Genomic DNA, 15,668 nt, shown 5'->3' on the forward strand with positions numbered 1-15,668 from the left:
GAGGCCAGCATGGCGCGCCACGCAGGGTTACTGCCGTGGCGACGACATGCTCGTTAAACTGCCCGCGGATCACTTTTTCCTGGGGGCCAGCATCATGATCATTTGCCGGCCTTCCATCTTCGGACGCGATTCTACAACAGCAAGATCACCCAAGTCATGTTCCACGCGTTCCATGAGCTTGCGACCGATCTCCTGATGCGCCATTTCGCGACCGCGAAAGCGCAAGGTCACCTTGCCCTTATCGCCATCCTCAAGGAAGCGGGTCAAATTCTTGAGCTTGACCTGGTAGTCACCTTCATCGGTGGCAGGACGGAACTTGACTTCCTTGATCTGGATCTGCTTTTGCTTTTTCTTCTGAGCGGATTTCTGCTTTTTCAGCTCAAATTGATGTTTGCCGTAATCCATGATCTTGCAAACGATCGGATCGGCATTGGATATCTGCACGAGATCAAGCCCAGCTTCTTCGGCCTTGGCAAGCGCCTCGTTCATGGGCACAACACCCAGCTGCTCGCCCTCGCTATCGATAAGCCGAACTTCATCCGCACGAATACGGTCATTTATGGGTGCGCGCTTTTCCTGAGGGCGCCCACGTTGGTTATTTCGCTTGATCGTCAAGTCTCCATTGCTGAAAAGAAATGCTGCTATCGACGCTCTGTGTCGAGTCTGGCAAGAAATTCGGAAACGGTCATTGTTCCCAGATCCTCGCCAGTACGCGTTCTGACGGCAACGCTATCAGACTCCACTTCCTTATCACCGACTACCAGCAGATAAGGTACCTTCTGGAGTGTATGCTCACGAATTTTAAAACCGATCTTCTCATTCCTCAAGTCCGACTTGACACGAAGGCCGGCTTGTTGCAAACGCTCGGTCAGTGCCGTGACGTAGGGTGCCTGAGCATCGGTGATATTCAGCACGGCTACCTGCTCCGGAGCGAGCCACACAGGCAGTGCCCCTGCGTGATGCTCGAGCAGGATACCAATGAAACGCTCGAAGGAGCCGATAATGGCACGGTGCAGCATGACCGGCGTATGACGATTGCCATCTTCCCCGACATACTGCGCCCCGAGCCGACCGGGCATCATGAAATCGACCTGCATGGTACCGACCTGCCACTCGCGGCCCAGACAGTCACGCATATGATACTCGATCTTGGGGCCATAGAAGGCGCCTTCGCCCGGTAATTCCTGCCACTGAACGTCGCAGGCCTCCAACGCAGCGCGAAGGGCGCCCTCGGCCTTGTCCCACTCGTCATCGCTGCCGATGCGCTTTTCGGGTCGCAGGGCGATCTTGACATCAATGTCGTTGAAACCGAAATCCTCATAGACCCTGAGCGCCTGACGATGAAAATCGGTCACTTCCGGCTCGATCTGGCGCTCGGTACAGAAGACGTGGCCATCATCCTGGGTAAAGGCACGTACCCGCATGATGCCATGTAGTGCACCCGATGGTTCGTTGCGATGGCAGCCCCCGAACTCCCCGTAGCGAATGGGCATTTCACGATAGCTGTGCAGCCCCGAATTGAACACCTGCACATGTCCGGGACAATTCATCGGTTTGAGCGCATACTCACGCTTTTCCGATTCGGTAAAGAACATGTTTTCCGAATAGTTGTCCCAGTGGCCGGACTTTTTCCAGAGGCTGACGTCCATCACCTGCGGACAGCGAATCTCCTGATACCCCCCGTCGTGATAGACCCTGCGCATGTACTGCTCGACCGCTTGCCAGATGGCCCACCCTCTCGGATGCCAGAAAACCATACCGGGCGACTCTTCCTGCTGATGGAAGAGATTGAGCTGGCGGGCAAGCTTGCGGTGGTCGCGTTTTTCCGCCTCCTCGAGCCGCTTGAGATAGGCATTCAACTGCTTCTTGTCTGCCCAGGCTGTACCGTAAATGCGCGTCAGCATGGTGTTGGAGGCATCACCTCGCCAGTAGGCACCGGCCAGCTTCAAGAGCTTGAAGGACTTGAGGTGGCGGGTGTTGGGCACATGAGGCCCCCGACACATGTCCGTATATTCCTGGTGATGATACAGCCGAATGGTCTCGCCTTCGGGAATCCGCGAGACAATATCCTGTTTGTAGGGCTCATCCCGTGACACGAACGCCTCGAGGGCCTGATCGCGGTCAACGTACTCTCTTTCAACGTCATACCCTTCGTCGATCAGTTCCCGCATGCGCTTTTCGATCTTTTCCAGATCATCACTGGAAATGGACTGCCCGAAGTCGATGTCGTAGTAAAACCCTTCATCGATGACAGGCCCAATGGCCATTTTGGCGTCAGGATAGAGCTGTTTAACGGCATGCCCAATCAGATGTGCACAGGAGTGGCGAATGATTTCGAGGCCCTCCTGATCCTTGGCAGTCACAATGGCAACTGCGGCGTCATGGTCGACAACATCGGCCGTATCGACCAGCTCTCCATCAATCCTGCCGGCCACGGCGGCTTTGGCCAGGCCGGTTCCGATGGATTCGGCAATGGTCATGATGGATACAGGGGATTCATATTGACGCTGGCTACCGTCAGGAAGCGTGACGACGGGCATAGGAGTTCCTTCCTTGTTTCAGTGGTGACCGCTACCAGGAGTCACTTGAGGTATTACATTGTCAGCAGGGCACGGCAGAAGCGCCGCAAAACTGGCAGGCGTGAGGCAAGCTATTAAACAGGAACGCAAACTAGCAAAGAGTGGTAAAGGCCGTCCAGTCAATCTCCGGAAATGACGATGAACCTCGGCCCTGATACACAACCAACATATAAAAAAGAGGGCGCCGAAGCGCCCTCTTTTATCGGGTGACAATCAGTACAAATTACTGATTGTTGTCACCGTTCTGGCCGGTACGATCCCTTACCTGACCATCGTCACCCAGCGGATGAACTTCGGTACGACGGTTTTCTGCACGACCTTCGGCAGTGTCGTTGCTGGCTACCGGGTTCTGCTCACCGAAGCCGAGAGCTTCCATGCGATCAGCGGAGACATCCTGAGAAACCAGGTATTCACGCACGGATTCTGCACGACGCTGAGACAGGTCCTGGTTGTAGGAATCGCTACCGATGGAATCGGTGTAGCCTTCCAGGCGGACGCGGACCTGCTCGTTGCTGTTCAGCTTCTCGGCAACGTCGTTGAGGATCTGCTCGGCGTTGGAAGTCAGACGTGCAGAGTCAAACTCGAAGTTGACATCACGCAGTACCAGCGCTGCGGGGCAACCCAGAGCGTTGACCTGCGTACCGGCCGGGGTATTCGGGCACTGGTCCTGGTAGTCCGGTACACCGTCACCGTCGGAATCCAGCGGGCAGCCACGCGAGTCGACTTCTACGCCAGCCGGTGTGCCCGGGCACTGGTCGAGGTAGTCAGGTACGCCATCACCATCGGTGTCGATCGGGCAGCCACGAGCGTCAACAGCAACGCCTGCCGGTGTGTTCGGGCACTCGTCACGAGAATCCGGCACACCGTCGTTATCGGAATCCATCTCACGGCTGTCGCCACCCGAGCACAGCAGGGCGCCTGCTGTTGCACCGGCAGTCGCACCAACGGCAGCACCGGTTTCTTCATCGTCATCGCTGCTGACGCCGTAACCGAGGCCACCACCGATCAGGCCACCCGCCAGACCGCAGACGAAAGGAGAAGAGTACCAGGAATCGCCGCTGGAAGAAGTTCCAGAGGATTGAGAACCCGAGCTGGCGCAGCCGGCAAGACCCATTACGAGAGCGGATCCCAGCAGCAAGCCAGTTGTTGATTTATTCATGCAAGACTCCTTCTTTTTTGCAACGCTAGGGCAACGATGTTGTTACTAAGCGGTTCCGAGTATAGGCAACGCCAACGGCGCTAGAAAGTTTTTCTTCTATCAACAAGAAAAGCATATCAGAAACGCTGGAGCCAGCCCGACCACCCTGCTTTGGTCTTTCGAAACCACCAAACGATGCCATGATGAAAAACGCGTCACTGGCAATCCATTGTGACGTATTCGAACACTGTTTTCGCACTGAAAGCGCTGAAAGTCAAACCCTGTTTATTGCATTGATTAAATTTCAGGTTAATTGCTTCGAACTTCAAAAAAAATGAATCTTCATGACTTCATTGTTTATTAATGCGTAGCGACGTGATCCGTTCGGGCGATCAGATTACGAGCCGCGTCGAGAATAGCAGCTTCATGCGTACTGATAATCTCCATCCTGTTTTGATCTTCCTGCATTCTTTCACGCGCAGTCAGTGTCGAGCGCGCCTGGTGGGTATGCAAATGAGACGTACTGTCGCTAACGCGTGCGATAACGGCGAGCTCATCGTCTTCCCACCAACCGTCATCAAGAATATCGATAATGACTCGAGCCCTCAGACACCCCTCCGCAAGGTCCATCTGCCCTTCCTGCATGGCTCGGGCAATGACATTGAGATTGGACAGACACTGATACTCTGCCTGTGCCTGCTCCTGTTGCCGGCGCATTTTGCGTCGACGCAGTTCGCGGAACATGCGCCAGATCACTACCAGCAGAACACCGACAATCACGAGCGCCATGCATAACAGCGCTATCGCCCAGGTTTGTGACACGTCAACATCACTCCTTTAGTGCAGATGCGGTCATTGGCCCCATCAAAATGGCACTGAATCGCTCAAAAACCGGAGAGGAACAGACAGGACAACAGGCATCCGCTATCTGTCGGCCGGTTCAGCGGCCAGCTCCCTGAACGCGGCCGTCAATTTTTCCTGCTGCTGTTCGTGGGAGTAGTTTCTGGCCAGTGTGGAAAGCTCATTGCTCAGAGTTTTGCGCCTGTCGCTGTTTTCCAGAAGCTCTCGAGCGCGCTGTGCCCATCCCGAAGTATCCCCGGCATCCAGTACAAGCTCGGGATAGCGATTTTCCAGAAGCTCCGCACAGCCAACGCCTGAAGAAAGCATGACCGGTGTACCACACGCCATGGCTTCCAGTGCGACGCGCCCGAACTCTTCGATATGTGCGGGAAGCATGAAGATATCCAGCGCCCCGTAAAACCTTTCAACTTCATTCACGGTAGACCGCCAGATAAACCGCTCGGCGACATCGAGCACTTCAGCCTTGCGCTGCCAGGGGGACGCATCATCCTTGCCGACCACCAGAAAATGACAGCGATCGGGTAGCAGCCTGTCCAGCTCGGCAGCCAGCTCGATAAAACCGGCCACGTTACGCTTTTTGAAATTGCCGGAAGTCACCAGCCCGATCAGGAAATCTTCAGGCGCCACCCCCAGCGACCGGCGAATGTCTGTCCTGTCCGCCCGGGCACGCTCGGGATAAAACTGCCCAGGATCGTATCCGGGATAGCTGATGTCGATCCTGTCGGGGGCAATGCCATAACGCGTCGTCAGATCATCTCCCATCATTTTCGAGTTGACGGCGATGCGTTTAAAGCGCCCGGCCTTGAGCACGTGATCGTGAATGGCGGCCACTTCATGACGTTCGGGCAGCGCGCGACCGTGGATGGCCTGACTGGCCAGGTGTACACAGTTGTGGAGATACACCACATCAGGGGTTTCTACATCGCCATGACTGATCAACAACGCCGGCGAGTGGCGGCGTACCCATGCCTGAACACGGCGGTTGAACCAGAAACGTCGACGAGCGCCCTTGAAGGGCCAGCGTCGGGTCCTGATCAGTCGCGCCCCGGCACGCGCCACCAGATCGGGGTTGCCCCGCTCGGCAAGGATCACGACCCGGTACCCCAGCGCGATCAGCGCCGATGTCTGTTCGAGTGCGTTACGGCTGGCGCCCGTGCTTTTTTCTACCTGGCGAATGGCTATGGCGGCCAGGGGTCTTGCATGTTCTGTCATTCAGAAAGCACTCAAACAGCAGTAACAGCGAATGTGGTTTTACCGGCAACCATGAACATTCAAAACGCTGCATCCTGCGTCAGTGCATTGGCGCCGGTCTCATGATACCCCACGAGGAAATCTCGTGACCGATCAGGCCTTATCGTATCATGAAGCGCTACCGGACCGGTCACCCCATCCCCGGACGGTCGGCGCACGACGCCTGCCTTCAATTCACGACGGTTTTGAATCGCTGTAACCGTTGGGATTTTTCTGCTGCCAGCGCCAGGTATCTGCCATCATTTTTTCAATGCCACATTGGGCAGTCCAGCCCAGCACGCTTTCGGCATGCGCCGGATCGGCGTAACAGCGCGCTATATCACCGGCGCGGCGAGGTTTGAATTCGTAGGCCACCTTGCGGTCACTTGCCTTCTCGAAAGCCTGCACGACCTCAAGAACGCTGTAGCCCTTGCCGGTGCCCAGATTAAAAGTATGCACGCCGTCGTGATGCGTCAGATAATTCAGCGCTTTTAAATGGCCATCGGCCAGATCCGTAACATGGATGTAATCACGCACGCCAGTGCCGTCCTTCGTATCATAATCGTTACCGAATACCGACAACACATCCCGACGACCGATGGCCACCTGGCTGACGAACGGCACCAGATTGTTGGGGATACCGTTGGGGTCTTCACCGATCATGCCGCTGTCGTGTGCCCCGACCGGGTTGAAATACCGCAGCACCGAAACACGCCACTGGGGGTCGGAAACGGCAAGATCGTGGAGAATTTCCTCGACCATCAGCTTGGAGCGGCCATAGGGATTGGTCGCCGCCGTCGGGAAATCTTCCCGGATGGGAACGGATTCGGGATCGCCGTAGACCGTTGCCGACGAGCTGAAGACGATTTTTTTGACACCGGCGCGCGACATGGCATCACACAACACCAGCGTGCCGTTGACGTTGTTATCGAAATAGGCGAGCGGCTTTTGAACACTTTCGCCCACGGCCTTGAGGCCGGCAAAATGAATGACCGAGTCAATATCGTTTTGTTTGAAGACATCGTCCAGCAACTCTGCATCACGGATATCGCCTTCCACCCAGCGCACCTGCCTGCCGGTCAACGTGCTGACGCGCTCCAGCGACTTCCGGCTGGCGTTACAGAAATTATCCAGCACCAGTACGTCATGACCTGATTCCAGCAGTGCCAGAACCGTGTGCGATCCGATATACCCTGCACCTCCGGTAACAAGAATCATTTGCCTCCCCCTGTGTCCTGATCAGTATTCATGGTCGACGAAAGGCGCAAATACAATCGTCTTATGTTTCATTATAAACATGAATAAAGTCGAGCATTTATGCCGATCCATCGGTTGCCCGTGCTTTAACTCAATTCATGATACCGAGAATGAATAATGCCTGATACGACAACCGATACCGATAAACCATCTTCAGGCAAGGCACCGGTCATTGGCCTGTGGCTGGGCCTGCTATGGATTCTGATGGTCATGCTTGTGCCATCGCCGGAAAGCATGTCAGACAGTGCCTGGCACTGCGTGGGGCTGGCACTATTGATGGCGACATGGTGGTCGACCGAGGCCATTCCGATACCAGCGACCTCTCTGCTGCCCATTATTCTGGCCCCCGCCATGGGCATCGGTAGTCTCAAGGACGTTACCTCGGCGTACGCGGACCCTATTATCTTTCTGTTTCTGGGCGGCTTTTTGCTGGGTCTTGCCATGCAGCGCTGGAACCTGCATCGCCGTATCGCACTGCGCACCCTGATCGTGGTGGGTTCCGACCCCAAAAAGCAGATCGGCGGCTTCATGCTGGCAACCGGGTTTATCAGCATGTGGGTATCCAATACGGCAACGGCCATCATGATGCTGCCGATCGGTACCTCCGTGATTGCCCTGCTGTCTACCAGCAACGAAAGCGAAGTACGCCGCTATGCCACCACCCTGCTGCTGGCGATTGCCTATTCCGCCAGCATCGGTGGCGTGGCCACCCTGATCGGCACCCCACCCAATGCGTTGCTGGCCGGCTATCTCTCCAATAACCAGGATATCGATATCGGTTTCGCACAATGGATGGTCGTGGGCCTGCCGGTCTCCATTGCCATGATGCTGCTTGCCTGGTGGTGGCTGACACGACAGAACTTTGACCTTGAGCAGAGTGAGGCCGGCAGCAACCTCCTGAAAGAGGAGCTTGGCAAGCTGGGCAACATGAGTACCGCAGAAAAGCGGGTCGGCATTGCCTTTCTCGTGGCAGCCCTTGCCTGGATGACACGCCCGCTTTTGAACAACCTTGGCCTGGAGTGGCTCAGCGACACCACCATTGCCATGACAGTAGGCGTCGGCCTTTTCCTGCTGCCAGCCGGGAATGAGGACAACGACAAGCTCATGGACTGGGAAAGCTCGGCGTCCCTTCCCTGGGGGGTGCTGCTGCTGTTTGGCGGTGGTCTGGCGCTGGCCGGCGTCATTCAGAGCTCGGGGCTGGCCTCCTGGATTGCCGAGCAGCTCTCGCTTTTCTCCATTTTCCCGCTGGTGGGCCTGATCGCCATTATCGTTCTGGTCATCATTTTCCTGACCGAGGTCACCTCCAACACAGCAACTGCCGCCGCCTTTCTCCCCCTGCTGGGCGCACTGGCCATCTCTCTGGGGCTTTCACCGCTGCTGATCACGGTGCCTGCCGCAATCGCTGCAAGCTGTGCCTTCATGATGCCTGTAGCAACCCCCCCCAACGCCATCGTGTTTGCCACCGGCCAGATGAAGATTCAGTCCATGATTCGCGCCGGATTGCTCCTTAACCTTGCCGGCACCGTCATCATCACACTGCTGGTGTATGCGCTGGTGTCGCTGCTCTGGTGATACTGCCGCCCCGGACCACAAAAGCCGTCTGCCAGTGGCAGACGGCTTTTGTGTGCTCAAGAATATGCCGCGTTTTTCAGAACCACCATTCAGTCATTTCAATGACGCAAAAGTCCTGTGGTCAGGCAAAGAACAGGAAACTCTTGATAATCAGCGCGTTGGCAATGTCGATCAAGAATCCGCCAACCACCGGTACGATAATAAAGGCCAACCGGGAAGGGCCGAATCGTTCGGTGACCGCCTGCATATTGGCAATGGCCGTCGGGGTCGCCCCCATGGCAAAACCGCAGTTACCCGCGACCAGAACCGCCGCATCATAACCGCCCCCCATGACCCTGAAGGTCACCTGAGTGGTATAGAAAAAGACCAGTGCGACCTGCACGACCAGAATGGCCAGCATCGGCAGCGCCAGATTGGCCAGATCCCACAGCTTGAGGTTCATCAGGGCCAGCGCCAGAAACACGGAAAGGGCCACATTGCCGATCGTATTATTGGCAGCGTCATTGACATGATACAGACGGCTGATGCGCAGGAAATTGCCGATAAGAACGCAGGAAAACAGCACCCATACAAAGGTCGGCAGACTGAAAGGCGTGTCTTCAAGCACCCCATGCACAAGGGTACCTGCGACAAGACCTGCCAACAGACAGCACAGCACACGAATCATGCTGCCGACATCGGTTTGCTCTTCCCTGCCGGTGAGATCCGCCACATCTTCCTGATCATCACTTTCGATCCTGATCCCCTTTTTCCGGGCGCGTCGAATCAAGAATGATGCTGTCGGCCCGCCGATCAGGGAACCAAACACAAGACCAAAGGTTGCGGCGGCCATGGCCAGCGCCATGGCACTGTCCACACCATGATTATTGGTAAAGACCTCGGCCCACGCCGCACCGGTACCGTGGCCACCGGACATGGTGATGGATCCGCCCAGAAGCCCCATCACGGGTGACAATCCAAACAGAGTGGCAATGCTGACGCCCACAATGTTTTGCAGGATCAAAAGCCCCACAACCAGCGCGAAAAAAATCAGCAGCCTTTTGCCACCGGCGCGAATCAACCCGAAGTTGGCGGACAACCCGACCGAGGCGAAGAAAAGCAGCATGAAGGGCTCCTGAAGCCCGCCAAAGAAGGTGATTTCGATCCCAAAGGCTCGCAGTATCGTGATGACAACGGTGGCGAGCAGCCCCCCTACCACGGGCACCGGTATATTGAACTCACGCAGAAAACGTATTCGTTTGACACACTGCTGGCCAATAACCAGCACCACGATGGCAATAAAGAGCGTCGTTATGGGCCCTGGCGTCATAATGATTCCTGTCAATTATTGGGTCATGCAGTGCAACGCCGAAAAGGCAGCGCCGAGTATAAGGCATCCATCCCGCTCGCACCCAGCGCGCCAGTAGTGTCCTGTTTTCTCACGGGTCCGGGTCCGGGCCCGGGCCGGGACAGCCTCTTTCCTCAACCAAAGTCGCTCGGATGACAACGAAAAGCAACCTGCCCGGGAACCATCCTTATCGAATCCTTTTCAAAAACAAGATCGCAACAAGCGAAAATAATCAGAAACCGCCCCTGTAATGAGCGCTCAAATCGGGCCATGGACAAGCCCTTATGAGCAGCAGCGACGCTGCTGATGCCGCCACCGGGGGATATATGTCCCAGACAACCTGGTCATTACCGGACTGTGTTATGCCATTGTCAGCTTCCTCTGGTAGTGCATTTTCATGTTTTCCTGATCGGTCATCCTTGAGATGCCTTGTCCTTGAACAGAAGGCCACAAAAAAGGATCGCCGCTTGCGCGGCGATCCTTTTGAACAACTGTTGCCTACTGCGGCTCAGCGACGCGGCCTAGAAGGTTTCCCACTCATCGGTATCGCTGGTGGTCGCGGGCGCCTTGTAATTCTGGCTTTTCGACGTTTTTTGTTCGCTGGAAGCGCTATGCGCAGTAGACGTTCTGGATTCTGCAGCTGCCGTGGACGCTGATGCGTGTTTTGAAGCCGTCGATGACGCCGGTTTGTGATGCGTCGGCTTTTCCATGATACGACTGGCCGCCGGTGCCGGAGCATGGGCCTGCGCACCGCCTTTCGCTACCTTGAAAAACGCCACCTGCTCACGCAGTACCCGGGCACTCTGCTCCATCGAGCGGCTGGCCGCGGCCGCTTCTTCCACCAGCGCGGCGTTCTGCTGGGTCACACTGTCCATCTGCGAGATGGCCTGATTGACCTGCTCGATGCCGGTGGACTGCTCGCGGCTTGCCGCGGCGATCTCGGCGACGATGTCGGTCATTTTGTTGATGCTCTCGACGATACCGCCCAGCGTCTGGCCCGAACGGGTCACCAGCTCGGCGCCGTTGGCCACCTTGGTGACGCTGTCATCGACCAGCGTCTTGATCTCGCGGGCCGCCTCGGCACTGCGACTCGACAGGGTACGCACTTCGCTGGCGACCACGGCAAACCCACGCCCCTGCTCGCCGGCCCGCGCCGCTTCCACCGCGGCGTTGAGCGCCAGCAGGTTGGTCTGGAAGGCGATCGAGTCGATCAGACCGACGATCTCGGCGATCTTCTGACTCGAGGTGCTGATTTCATCCATGGCCTGCGTGGTCTGCTCGACCACCTGACTGCCGTCGCGCGCCTGCTGACGCACATCGACGGCCAGCTGATTGGCCTGGGCGGCGTTATCGGCGTTCTGCTTGACGGTCGAGGTCATCTCCTCCATCGACGCCGCGGTCTCCTCGAGACTCGCCGCCTGCTCCTGGGTACGGCGCGACAGATCATCGTTGCCCGAGGCGATCTGACTGGAGGCCGAGCCTACCGACTCGGCATTGACGCGCACGTCGTTGACCACGTGGGCCAGCTGCTGCTGCATGGCGCCCAGGCTCTGCAGCAGGCTGGCGAACTCGTCACGGCCGGTCACTTCGATATGGTTGTTCAGCTCGCCCTGGGCAATGGATTCGGAAACATCGCTGGCGCGCTTGAGCGGGGTCATGATATTGCGCATCAAAAGCCAGGCGACACCGCTCATGATGACAAACGCGGCTGCCAGTACGGCAATGATCGCAATGAGGGACAGATGTGAACTCTGGCTGCTGTCGGTATAGGCCCTTTCTGCCTCTGTGACGTTGAAACCGAGCGTGCTGCCGACACCGCTGGCCACCGTCTGGAAAGTATCGCGGAACTGGTCCATATCGCCCGGGGAAGGAAAGCTGCCGTTGGCCATATTGGTCAAAAACCGCTCATAGCTTTGCCAGTAGGCAGCCAGCGCCGGCGTCACGCTCGCCTCGAACGCCTCCTCTTCAGGTGTATCCACGAAGCGGTCGGCATAGCCCTGCCACAGCTGATTGAGCCGGTCCCGATGATCGCTGTCGTAGCGAGAGAGCAGCTCTCGCGCGACGCCGGTATCTTCATCGATCTGAACCCGCATGAAGTCGACCCGAGAGGCATAGAGCCCCGCCCTGAGATTCGCCAGCATCTGTATGGGAACAACATTATCGCTGTAAACGTACTCCAGATTACGATCGGCCGACCTTATGCCAGCAATACCGGCAATGCCGATCACCAGCATGACCAGCGCTGTCATGACGACATTGCCGGCAAGCTTGTATCTGACGCTACGATTCAGACCCAGCATGATAGGATTCTCCCAACGAATAAATTTGACGTCACCGTTGAGAACCTATCGGCGCATTAGAGAAAAACGTTGATAACACAAGCCATGTAAATATTCATGAAAACGCGTTTTCCGATAGTCCCGGTCATCATCGGTCAAAGTCATGTATGCGATGGCACCGAACAGAGGCCAGATCGCCCACCCCGTAAAGGATGTTCTGGCTCTGCACTGCTTTACGCACTGTCAACGTCAACGCGGACAGGCAATATCAAAGGGGGAGTCGATACACGATGAGTACACTGCACGCGCTACGGGGCATGACCCTGCACTTCAATGATGATCCAGGCACGGACGATGAGCCCCGGGAAGGCAGCGTGGAATATCATCGGGATGGCATGGTCATTATTCAGGAGGGCCGTATCCTGCGCAGTGGCCCGGCGCAGGCCCTGCTGGAGACCCTGCCGGAGGGCACGCCCATCGATCACTGGCCCGATCAATTGATCATGCCGGGGTTCATTGATCCGCACCTTCACTACAGCCAGCTTGATATCACGGCCTCCTACGGCCGCCAGCTGCTGGACTGGCTCAATACCTACACTTTCCCGGAAGAGTGTCGCTTCAGCGACCGCGCCTGGGCCGACGAGATCGCCAACGCCTTTCTGGAGCAGCTGCTGGCCAATGGGGTAACGACGGCGCTGGCCTTTTGCACCACGCATCCGGCCTCCGTCGAGGCGCTTTTCAGCGCCGCGCTCGATCGCAACATGCGTGTACTGGGCGGCAAGGTCATGATGGATCGCAACGCCCCCGAGGCACTCTGCGATACGCCTGAAACCGGCATCCGCGACAGCCGCCGGCTGATCGAGCAATGGCATGGCCGCGGCCGGCTTGAATATGCCATTACGCCGCGCTTTGCACCGACCTCGACGCCAGAGCAGCTGGCCGCCACCGGGCGCCTTTTGAGCGACTATCCAGGCATGGTGCTGCAGACGCATCTGTCCGAAAATCGACAGGAAGTGGACTGGGTCGCCTCGCTCTTTCCCGAGGCGCGCGACTATCTGGACGTTTATTCGCATTACCAGCTGGTGCGCCCGCGCGCCATTTTTGCCCACGGCATTCATATCGATGACGATGTCCGCCAGCGGCTGGCCGATGACGGTGGCGCCATCGCCTTCTGTCCGAGTTCGAATCTGTTTCTGGGCAGCGGCCTTTTCGACTGGCGCAGCGCGCGGGAACAGGAGGTTCGGGTCGGCATCGCCAGCGATATTGGCGCCGGCACCAGCTTCAGCCCCTTTCAGACCCTGCAGGACGCCTACAAGGTCGGGCAGCTCTCGGGACAGCCGCTGACGCCCTGGCAGGCCTTTTATGCCCACACGCTGGGCAACGCCCGGGTACTGGATATCGACCGGCATGTCGGCAGCCTGGCACCGGGCATGGAGGCCGATATCACGGTCATCAATCCGCGCGCCACTTCCATGCTGGCACGCAAGGATCGACGTGAGCCGACCCTCATGGAGCAGCTCTTCAATCTGATGATGCTGGGCGATGAGCGCTGCATCAGCGCCACTTACGTCATGGGTCAAAAACGCTTCGACGCCGCCCGCGGCTGACCCGATGCCCCTCCGGCGGCCGATAGCGGTCGCCATTCCCGCCTGCTTTCAGGCACACTTGCGCGCCGATCGTGACTTCCGCGGATTTTTCCATGCATGACAATGAGCTGATCTTTCGTCACGGCGACCGCCCGCCGTTTCACACCGCCACGCTGGTAGCCTTCCAGCACGTTCTGGCCTGCTTTGTGGCCATTATCGCCCCCACCATCATCGTCACAGGCGCCCTGGGCCTGCAGGATGAGGCCCCCTATCTGATCAGCCTCGCCCTGCTGGTGTCCGGGATCAGTACGCTGATTCAGACCCAGCGTGTCGGCCCGCTGGGCTCGGGCCTTTTGTGCGTGCAGGGCACCAGCTTCTCCTTCGTGGCAGCCCTGATTTCGGCCGGCCTGATCGCCCGGGAACGCGGCGCCTCCGACCATGAAGTGCTGGGCGTGCTGTTCGGCATCTGCATTGCCGGCAGCCTGATCGAAATGGCGCTGGGCAGCGTGTTGCATCACCTCAAGCGCGTGATTACGCCGACGGTGACAGGAGTGGTGGTCACCCTGATCGGGTTGAGCCTGATCAGTGTCGGGGTCACCGATATTGCCGGCGGCCATGGTGCCGACAACCCCGGTGATCCGATCAACCTGCTGCTGGCGGCCATCGTGATCGGCGTGGTGCTGACCTGTCAGCTCAGCCGCCACCCCATGCTGCGCGTGGGCTCTGTGTTTGTGGGGCTTCTGGCCGGCTGCGTGGCCGCGGCGCTGCTGGGGCGTCTGGATCTCGGCGCCGCCGCCAGTGCCCCGCTGTTTCAGCTGCCTCAGCCGCTGCGCTATGGTCTGGGCTTTGATGTGGCGGCCTTTATTCCCGTGGCCTTCATCTTTGCCATCACAGCGATCGAGACCGTGGGCGATCTGACCGGGTCGTCACGCGCCTCGCACATGCCGACCAGCGGGCCCGAGTATCAAAAACGCATCCGCGGCGGGGTTCTGGGCGATGGCTTCAACTCCCTGATCGCCGGCGTGCTTAACACTTTCCCCAACACCACCTTCAGCCAGAACACGGGCATCATCCACCTGACCGGCGTCGCCAGCCGCCACATCGGTCTTTTCGTGGGGGGCATCCTGATCATTCTGGGGCTGATTCCGGCCATGGGCGCCGTGCTGCAGTCCATTCCGCAGCCCGTACTGGGCGCCGCCACCACGCTGATGTTCGGCCTGATCGCGGTCTCGGGCATCCGGATGCTGGCCGAGCAGCGCATGACCCGCAAGCGGGTAATGATCATCGCCCTCTCCCTGGGCGCCGGTCTGGGCGTGGAGCTGGTCCCGGAAGTGCTTTCCGGCCTGCCGGAGCTGGTGCAGAGCGTGTTGTCCTCCTCCATTACCACCGGCGGTCTACTGGCCATCCTCATGCACCTGATCCTGCCCGAACGTCAGGCCACCGAAGACGAGGATGGCCCTGCTCCGGAAGCCGCCGAACCCCGCTGAGCGGCATGCCGGGACGTTCGACCTCGCCCGGCTGATCCGCCATCGTGGCAGTGACCGCTGTCACGATGGACGCTGTTCCCCAGGGGGGGGGTATCAAAAGCACCATGACCTCGCTGTTCCTCCCGTGACAGCGTCAGTTCCACCGGCACCCGGTCAAGCAACAATCAGTCCACGCCCCGGCTCGGATAATCGTCGCGCACGTGATGAATGCGCCGGTAATGCGATCCCATCGTATTGATCGATGACTCGAGTGGTCAGCGTTGCCATGGCTGTCTCCTGAAAAAGCGCCGTCCCCGCCCGGAACCGGCTGCCGGGTCGAGCAGAGAATGATCCGGCCCAACCGGACACGACC

At 58.1% G+C, this 15,668-nt stretch carries 11 protein-coding genes; 3 read left to right on the forward strand and 8 right to left on the reverse strand.

What is annotated here, in order from left to right:
* Positions 1-69: 69 nt before the first annotated feature.
* The 6 genes from infC to galE form a co-directional block, all read right to left on the reverse strand.
* Complete coding sequence (infC, locus tag M1D97_RS08710; protein ID WP_456267352.1) at positions 70-615, reverse strand: translation initiation factor IF-3; 546 nt, start codon at positions 613-615, stop codon at positions 70-72.
* A 26-nt stretch (positions 616-641) separates the two neighbouring features.
* Positions 642-2,540 carry a threonine--tRNA ligase gene (thrS, locus tag M1D97_RS08715; protein WP_456267353.1) on the reverse strand — a complete coding sequence of 633 codons (1,899 nt, stop codon included), beginning with the start codon at positions 2,538-2,540 and terminating at the stop codon, positions 642-644.
* Between the two features lie 262 nt (positions 2,541-2,802).
* Positions 2,803-3,738 carry an OmpA family protein gene (locus tag M1D97_RS08720; RefSeq protein ID WP_456267354.1) on the reverse strand — a complete coding sequence of 312 codons (936 nt, stop codon included), beginning with the start codon at positions 3,736-3,738 and terminating at the stop codon, positions 2,803-2,805.
* A 339-nt stretch (positions 3,739-4,077) separates the two neighbouring features.
* Positions 4,078-4,539, reverse strand: coding sequence for a DUF2489 domain-containing protein (locus tag M1D97_RS08725; protein WP_456267355.1), 462 nt, complete (start codon positions 4,537-4,539; stop codon positions 4,078-4,080).
* A 102-nt stretch (positions 4,540-4,641) separates the two neighbouring features.
* A complete protein-coding gene (locus M1D97_RS08730) occupies positions 4,642-5,790 on the reverse strand; it encodes a glycosyltransferase family 4 protein (RefSeq protein WP_456267356.1) in 1,149 nt (382 codons plus the stop codon).
* 213 nt (positions 5,791-6,003) lie between these two features.
* Complete coding sequence (gene galE, locus M1D97_RS08735) at positions 6,004-7,026, reverse strand: UDP-glucose 4-epimerase GalE (RefSeq protein WP_456267357.1); 1,023 nt, start codon at positions 7,024-7,026, stop codon at positions 6,004-6,006.
* Between the two features lie 156 nt (positions 7,027-7,182).
* Between galE and M1D97_RS08740 the strand changes: the two genes are divergently transcribed.
* Positions 7,183-8,637, forward strand: a complete 1,455-nt coding sequence (locus M1D97_RS08740; protein ID WP_456267358.1) for an SLC13 family permease — start codon at positions 7,183-7,185, stop codon at positions 8,635-8,637.
* A gap of 121 nt (positions 8,638-8,758) precedes the next feature.
* On the opposite strand, the gene gltS is transcribed toward M1D97_RS08740, so the two are convergent.
* Both gltS and M1D97_RS08750 read right to left on the reverse strand, forming a co-directional pair.
* A complete protein-coding gene (gene gltS, locus M1D97_RS08745; protein ID WP_456267359.1) occupies positions 8,759-9,946 on the reverse strand; it encodes a sodium/glutamate symporter in 1,188 nt (395 codons plus the stop codon).
* Between the two features lie 539 nt (positions 9,947-10,485).
* Positions 10,486-12,264, reverse strand: a complete 1,779-nt coding sequence (locus tag M1D97_RS08750) for a methyl-accepting chemotaxis protein (RefSeq protein ID WP_456267360.1) — start codon at positions 12,262-12,264, stop codon at positions 10,486-10,488.
* 269 nt (positions 12,265-12,533) lie between these two features.
* On the opposite strand from M1D97_RS08750, the gene guaD reads away from it, so the two are divergent.
* Together guaD and M1D97_RS08760 are read left to right on the forward strand one after the other, a co-directional pair.
* Complete coding sequence (guaD, locus tag M1D97_RS08755; protein WP_456267361.1) at positions 12,534-13,850, forward strand: guanine deaminase; 1,317 nt, start codon at positions 12,534-12,536, stop codon at positions 13,848-13,850.
* Between the two features lie 92 nt (positions 13,851-13,942).
* Positions 13,943-15,316: a uracil-xanthine permease family protein gene (locus M1D97_RS08760; RefSeq protein WP_456267362.1), complete on the forward strand. Its 1,374-nt coding sequence runs from the start codon at positions 13,943-13,945 to the stop codon at positions 15,314-15,316.
* The last annotated feature ends 352 nt before the right edge of the window (positions 15,317-15,668 follow it).

This window comes from Kushneria sp. AK178, assembly GCF_053903105.1.

Excerpts from the sequence above, each read along its gene's own strand:
- thrS (WP_456267353.1), bottom strand. The coding sequence starts at position 2,540 with ATGCCCGTCGTCACGCTTCCTGACGGTAGCCAGCGTCAATATGAATCC.
- M1D97_RS08720 (WP_456267354.1), bottom strand. The coding sequence starts at position 3,738 with ATGAATAAATCAACAACTGGCTTGCTGCTGGGATCCGCTCTCGTAATG.
- M1D97_RS08730 (WP_456267356.1), bottom strand. The coding sequence starts at position 5,790 with ATGACAGAACATGCAAGACCCCTGGCCGCCATAGCCATTCGCCAGGTA.
- galE (WP_456267357.1), bottom strand. The coding sequence starts at position 7,026 with ATGATTCTTGTTACCGGAGGTGCAGGGTATATCGGATCGCACACGGTT.
- M1D97_RS08740 (WP_456267358.1), top strand. The coding sequence starts at position 7,183 with ATGCCTGATACGACAACCGATACCGATAAACCATCTTCAGGCAAGGCA.
- gltS (WP_456267359.1), bottom strand. The coding sequence starts at position 9,946 with ATGACGCCAGGGCCCATAACGACGCTCTTTATTGCCATCGTGGTGCTG.
- M1D97_RS08750 (WP_456267360.1), bottom strand. The coding sequence starts at position 12,264 with ATGCTGGGTCTGAATCGTAGCGTCAGATACAAGCTTGCCGGCAATGTC.
- guaD (WP_456267361.1), top strand. The coding sequence starts at position 12,534 with ATGAGTACACTGCACGCGCTACGGGGCATGACCCTGCACTTCAATGAT.
- M1D97_RS08760 (WP_456267362.1), top strand. The coding sequence starts at position 13,943 with ATGCATGACAATGAGCTGATCTTTCGTCACGGCGACCGCCCGCCGTTT.